This window comes from Flavobacterium xizangense, from assembly GCF_054075145.1.
This window is the reverse complement of the sequence record NZ_JBSIPG010000010.1, coordinates 166,465-172,898: the sequence shown is the minus strand read 5'-3', so window position 1 is coordinate 172,898 and position 6,434 is coordinate 166,465. Positions and strand designations below refer to the sequence as shown.

The 6,434-nt window shown below is 32.0% G+C and carries 7 protein-coding genes; 6 read left to right on the top strand and 1 reads right to left on the bottom strand.

The features are described from left to right. Positions 1–89: arginine deiminase-related protein (locus ACWA1B_RS18705; RefSeq protein WP_456909544.1), on the top strand; the 89-nt coding region annotated here is incomplete at its 5' end. A gap of 79 nt (positions 90–168) precedes the next feature. Here the strand turns inward: ACWA1B_RS18705 and ACWA1B_RS18700 are convergent. Next, on the bottom strand, positions 169–795 hold the full coding sequence (locus tag ACWA1B_RS18700) for a MarC family NAAT transporter (RefSeq protein WP_456909540.1): 627 nt from the start codon (positions 793–795) through the stop codon (positions 169–171). 152 nt (positions 796–947) lie between these two features. Between ACWA1B_RS18700 and ACWA1B_RS18695 the strand changes: the two genes are divergently transcribed. From ACWA1B_RS18695 to ACWA1B_RS18675, 5 genes are all read left to right on the top strand, one after another. Then, a complete protein-coding gene (locus tag ACWA1B_RS18695; protein WP_026727856.1) occupies positions 948–1,313 on the top strand; it encodes a CoA-binding protein in 366 nt (121 codons plus the stop codon). Positions 1,314–1,466: 153 nt separating this feature from the next. Beyond that, the gene (recR, locus tag ACWA1B_RS18690; RefSeq protein ID WP_456909537.1) at positions 1,467–2,087 is read left to right on the top strand and encodes a recombination mediator RecR; all 621 of its coding nucleotides are present in this window, start codon (positions 1,467–1,469) and stop codon (positions 2,085–2,087) included. Between the two features lie 72 nt (positions 2,088–2,159). After that, positions 2,160–2,951: a polysaccharide biosynthesis/export family protein gene (locus ACWA1B_RS18685; RefSeq protein WP_456909535.1), complete on the top strand. Its 792-nt coding sequence runs from the start codon at positions 2,160–2,162 to the stop codon at positions 2,949–2,951. Between the two features lie 28 nt (positions 2,952–2,979). Next, positions 2,980–5,424: a polysaccharide biosynthesis tyrosine autokinase gene (locus ACWA1B_RS18680; protein WP_456909533.1), complete on the top strand. Its 2,445-nt coding sequence runs from the start codon at positions 2,980–2,982 to the stop codon at positions 5,422–5,424. 11 nt (positions 5,425–5,435) lie between these two features. Continuing rightward, complete coding sequence (locus ACWA1B_RS18675; protein ID WP_456909531.1) at positions 5,436–6,419, top strand: SDR family oxidoreductase; 984 nt, start codon at positions 5,436–5,438, stop codon at positions 6,417–6,419. Positions 6,420–6,434: the final 15 nt, after the last annotated feature.

Below are 6,434 nucleotides of genomic sequence, written 5' to 3'. Positions count from 1 at the left end.
TTTTAAGTTCGAGCTTGGATACAATTGAAGCTTGTGGCGGTGGAAGCGCACGCTGCATGATGGCTGAAGTTTTCTTGCCAAGGAATTAAAAACAGGTTTTTAAATAAATAAAAAAGGGATAAAGTTTAAAGTTTATCCCTTTTTTATTTATTTAAAAGAGTTTTTAGATTAAAAATTTCCTTTAATAATATTTACAATAGAACTTACGATATATTGAATTCCGATAGAAATTACAATGAATCCAACTATTCGGGAAATTGCAACAATTCCGGATGCGCCTAGTATGCGGGCAAGGTAATGTGCGCTTTTTAAAATGGCAAAAATGCTGACACCAATTGCTGAAATTGCAAGACATGAAATGATGATTTCGTTCATTTCATGATGTTCTTGGTAAAAAGCAATAAGTAATGAAATTGATCCTGGTCCGGCTAGCATTGGTATTGCCAATGGCGTCAAGGCAATGTCGTTTCTTTGCTGTGCATCAGTTTCGATTTTTTTATTGATTCCTCGTTTTTTATTGAATTTTCCTGAAAGCAGCGAAAAACCTGAATTCACAATTACAATTCCGCCTGCAATTCGAAGTGCATCAATGCTAATTCCGAAGAAGGTCAAGACGTATTGGCCAATAAAATAGGAAACCAATAATATGATAAAAACATTGATCGCGGTCCATAGGGAAATTCTGGAACGTTCTTTTTGAGAATCGTGCTGTGTTAATCCAACAAAAATTGGCACAGTACCAATTGGGTTTAAAACGGAAAAGAGTGCAGCAAATAAGTAAATGAATAAATCCATAAAGTTTTGGTTAGTGAAGTAAAAGTAGTTATTTTTTTATATTGATAGCTAAAACTGAGTTATGATATTATTTCTTTAGAGTCAATATTCTGAATTGATAAGATAAACTAAGCTCATTCTTTTTAACTACTTTTGCACTTTAAATTAAAAAGATGAAAAATAAAAAGACATTACTTCTAGGCGCTACGACAAAACCAGATCGTTATGCATTTAGAGCTATAAATATGCTTACTCAAAAAGGACACACAGTATTAGCAATTGGTCAAAATACTGGAGAAGTCGCGGGTGTAAAAATTCATACAAAAGCTATTCCTGTCAAAAATATCGATACGGTAACTTTATATCTAAATCCGGCACGTCAGCGTGATTATTATAACTATATTATTGAAGCACAACCTAAAAGGGTAATTTTTAATCCCGGAACAGAAAATCCTGAATTATATCAATTATTGGAATTAAATAATATTGAGGTTGAAGTTGCTTGTACATTAGTTTTATTGGCTACAAACCAATATTAATCGAAAAAAAGCGTTTTTAAAAACTTTCCAATTGTATTGGGAAGTTTTGTTTTTTATTGACAGATAGGAATAAGATAAATCCTTATTTCTTTTAGAATTGAATTTAATTGCTTCAAAGGTGCTGATACGGTTAAAAATGTTACTTTTGTCGTCATGGAATTTTCATCAAAATTAATAGAGAAAGCGGTTAATGAAATGTCGCAATTGCCTGGTATTGGTAAACGTACAGCTCTGCGATTAGTTCTTCATTTGCTCAAACAGCCAAAGGAGCAAACAGGCTTTTTGTCTCAAGCGCTTTTAAATATGCGTGAGGATATTAAGTTTTGTGAAAACTGCCATAATATTTCAGATACAAAAGTGTGTGAAATATGTGCGAATTCATCCAGAAATCATCAGACTATTTGTGTTGTTGAAGATATTCGTGATGTTATGGCTATTGAAAATACAGGTCAGTATAAAGGTATATATCATGTATTGGGAGGAAAAATTTCTCCAATTGAAGGTGTTGGTCCAAGTCAGTTGAATATTTCAAGCTTGGTCGAAAAAGTCAGATCTGGTAAAGTTGTTGAAATCATTTTTGCTCTGAGTTCAACCATGGAAGGAGATACGACCAATTTTTATATCTATAAACAAATTGCAGAATCTCAAATTATAATTTCTACGATTGCAAGAGGAATATCAGTAGGAGATGAATTGGAATATGCCGATGAAGTTACTCTTGGTAGAAGTATTTTGCATCGCGTTCCATTTGAAAAAACATTCAAAAACAATTAAATAAAACCCCAAATGGAATATAGATTTCCCGAAGATTAATGGAAAAGCTATATTTGCGATAAAATTTTAACAATGACAAAAAATAGTTTCTATATCCTGGCGCTGATTAGTATGCTTTTTACTTCATGTATTCCTATAAAAGATTTAGTATATCTGCAGGATAAAAATTCTTCTGAAGACTCAAATACTGTTACAGCAGTTGAATCTAAGCCTTACAGACTTCAGGTTAATGATGTTTTAAGTATTAATTTAAAAGCCATAGACCCTAAATTAGTTGCAATTTTTAATAAAACAGAGAGTGCATCTCTAACAGCTGGAAGATCTGAGTCAGCCTTGTATTTTGATGGATTTAGAGTTGATGATCATGGGAATATCAGAATCCCAATTTTAGGTGAGATAAATGTTATTGGTTATACTCTGGAAGAAGTTCGGGTTATAATTGAGAAAAAATTGCTTGAAGAATATTTTAAAACAGATGCCAATATATTTGTAACAGTAAAATTAGCAGGCTTTAGATATACAATAAACGGAGAGGTTGGAAGTACAGGAACAAAAACATTGTTCCAAGAGCATGTAAATATTATGGAAGCTGTTGCAAATGCAGGAGATATTAATACAGTAGGAGATAGAAAATCTGTGACCATAATTCGACAAACACCCACCGGAGTTCAAATGAACGAGATTGACCTCACTGACATAAACGTCATGAAATCTCCTTATTATTATTTACAACCCAATGATTATATTTATGTCAAACCATTGAGACAAAAAACATGGGGAACTGGGCAAACAGGGATACAATCAATAGGTACCATTATTACTTTATTGTCACTGGCAACAACAGTGTATTTAATTATAAAATAAGAATCAAAACTAAAAATTAGGCTCGGAAATGTTAGATATAAAGGATTTGTCGATTTTTGAAAATCATTCAAGTTTTGATTTTAAAGGTTTGTTGCTGAAAATTTTAAGCTATTGGAAATGGTTTCTAGTGAGTTTAATTATTGCGCTTACTATTGCATATCAAATAAATATTCGAAAAGAAAAAATTTATGGAATGCAGACTTTGATTTCTATAAAAGAAGAAAGCAATCCTTTTTTTACCTCAAATACAAGTTTAGTTTTTAATTGGGGAGGAATTTCAGATCAGGTAAACGGAATAACAACAATCTTACAGTCAAGATCTCATAATGAGTTAGTAGTTAATAAGCTTCAATATTATATTGATTACCTAACCATGGGTGAATACAATTTAATTGATTCTTATGGTAGTGTGCCTTTTTATGTTGATATCGATAAATCCAGAGGACAGCTTGCTAATACTTTAATAAAAATTAAATTTATCAGTGCAAATGTATATGAGATACGTATTCCTTTTGAGAGTAACTCAGTTTCATTGATTAATTATGCTGAAAATGCATATTCTAAAACAGCGGTTCAGCCTATAGAATTTGTAAAAAAATACAAAGTGGGTGAACGCGTTTCTTTGCCTTTTTTAAATTGGAAATTACAAATTAATGATAATCCGGGTTTGTATACAGGAAATGAGTATTTTGTTAAATTCAATGATTTTGACGGAACAGTTTCGCGTTATAAAGGCATAAGTGTAGGTTCTGATGATAAGGGTGGTTCAATTTTAACTTTGGGAATGCAGGGCACAAACAAGGCGAGACTTGTTGAGTATCTTAATTCAACAGTAAAAATGTTGATCAAAATTCAATTGGATGGAAAAAATCAATTTGCGAACAATACAATTAAATTTATTGACAGTACTCTAGTTGCTATGGAGTCACAATTAAAGCAAACTGGAAATGAGTTAAAATCGTTTAGAAAAGATAAAAACATCTATGAAATAGAAGGTGGCGGAGCCAAGTTCTCTGATAAAATAACGAATTTTGATGTTCAAAAAGATCAGGTTACGAGGAAAATCACCTATTATAATTCGCTGAAAGCATATTTGAATAGTAGTGTTGATTATTCGAGATTGCCAGCTCCATCAGTTGCAGGAATTGATGATCCTAATATCGTTGCAAATATTTCTAAGCTAATTGCACTCTCAACACAAAGATCAGAAATGGCTTATGCTGTAAAAAGCGATAAGATTTTTAAGGATTTCGATAATCAGATGGAAGCTATAAAAAGCGTTTTGCTCGAAAATATTGCTTCTGCGAAATCATCATTGTTATATGATTTGTCATTAGTCAATGCTAAAATTGGAGAAGCAGAAAATACGATTAAGAGGCTGCCCGAAGAGCAACAAGAATTATTGAAAATTCAAAGAAAGTACGATTTAAACGACAATATCTATACGACGTTTTTGCAAAAAAGAAATGAAGCTGAAATTGTAAAAGCATCTAACCTATCTGACATTCATTTTATTGATCCCGCCAAGGAAATAAGTGGAGCTTTGGTAGGTCCCAAAACTTCTGTTAATTATATATTGGCTCTGTTTTTAGGAATACTGATTCCCTTGTTAGTTGTTTTGACGATTTTTTTTATTAATAATTCTATTCAAAATACTGAGGAACTTACAAAGTTGAGTCAAATACCAATAATTGGGGTAATCGGTGTAAATAAAGAAGGAGTTAATCTTGCAGTTTTTGATAAACCTAAATCGGCACTTTCTGAAGCTTTTAGAGCAATTCGATCTTCGTTACAATTTTTATATAAAAAACAGCAAGTAAACGGTTCAAAGACTTTAATGATAACTTCATCAATAAGTGGTGAAGGAAAAACATTTTGTTCTATAAATATTGCAACAGTTTTTGCTTTAAGTGAAAAGAAAACGGTTATTGTAGGTTTGGATTTAAGAAAACCAAGACTAGCAGATGAGTTTAAATTAACTACTCAGGCAGGAGTTGTCAATTACTTAATTAGGCAAAATAGTCTGGATGAAATTACGAATTCTACAGAAGTTCCAAATCTTGATGTTATTCTTTCTGGGCCAATTCCTCCAAACCCGTCAGAGTTGATTTTGAGTGAAGCTATGAGGGAATTAATTGAAGAATTAAAAAACAAATACGATTATATCATTTTGGATACACCTCCTGTTGGCTTGGTTTCAGATGCATTGGAATTATCTCAATATTCAGACGTAACTTTGTATATCGTGAGACAGAATTATACTAAAAAGGATATGATAACGTTGTTGAATACCAGAGTAAAAAGAGGTGAGCTAAGTAATGCAAGTATCGTTTTCAATGGATATGAAAACAAAGCAAAATATGGTTCAGCTTATGGTTATGGATATGGTTATGGAGATTATTCTAACGGATATCTGGATGAGGAAAAAAAGGAGAAATCAATAAAAACTTTTCTGAAAAAATTGAAAAAATAAATTTGATTCAAATGGAAACATCAATTCAAAGGACTATTTTAATTACAGGCGGCGCAGGATTTATTGGCTCAAATTTGTGTGAATATTTTTTGACACTTGGCGATAAAGTAGTTTGTCTAGATAATTTTTCAACTGGATATCGCCATAATTTGGATAGTTTTATTGAAGATTCAAATTTTGAATTAATAGAAGGTGATATTCGCAATTTAGCAGATTGTATTTTAGCTGTGAAAGGGGTTGATTATGTTTTGCACCAAGCAGCTTTAGGTTCTGTTCCGAGATCGATAAATGATCCCATTACCACAAATGATGTAAATGTTTCGGGATTTCTGAATATGCTCGTTGCTTCGAGAGACGAAAAAGTTAAACGTTTTGTATATGCTGCAAGTTCGTCAACATACGGAGATTCTGTCGGACTGCCAAAAGTTGAGAATGTAATAGGTAAGCCATTATCTCCATATGCCATTACAAAGTATGTTAACGAATTGTATGCGGATATTTTTAGTAGAACGTATAATTTAGAAACTATAGGCTTGCGTTATTTCAATGTTTTTGGAAGGCGACAAGATCCTCAAGGAGCTTATGCTGCGGTGATTCCAAAGTTTGTTATGCAATTAATGAAACATGAAAGTCCAATTATAAATGGTGATGGGAATTATTCAAGAGATTTTACATATATAGAAAATGTAATTCAGATGAATGAATTGGCAATGAAAAGCCAAAACCCTGAAGCTATAAATACAGTTTACAATACCGCATTTGGTGAGCGAAATACATTAAATGATTTGGTAGAATATTTAAAAGAATATCTTTCAGAATTTGATTCGAAAATTGCTGATGTCAAAATTATCTATGGCGAAAATAGAACAGGCGACATTCCGCATTCTTTAGCAAGTATTGATAAGGCTAAAAGTATGCTAGGTTATGATCCAAAATATTCTTTACAAGATGGTTTGAAGGAAGCAGTAAGCTGGTATTGGAATAATTTAAAATAAAAATAGACTAAGTTA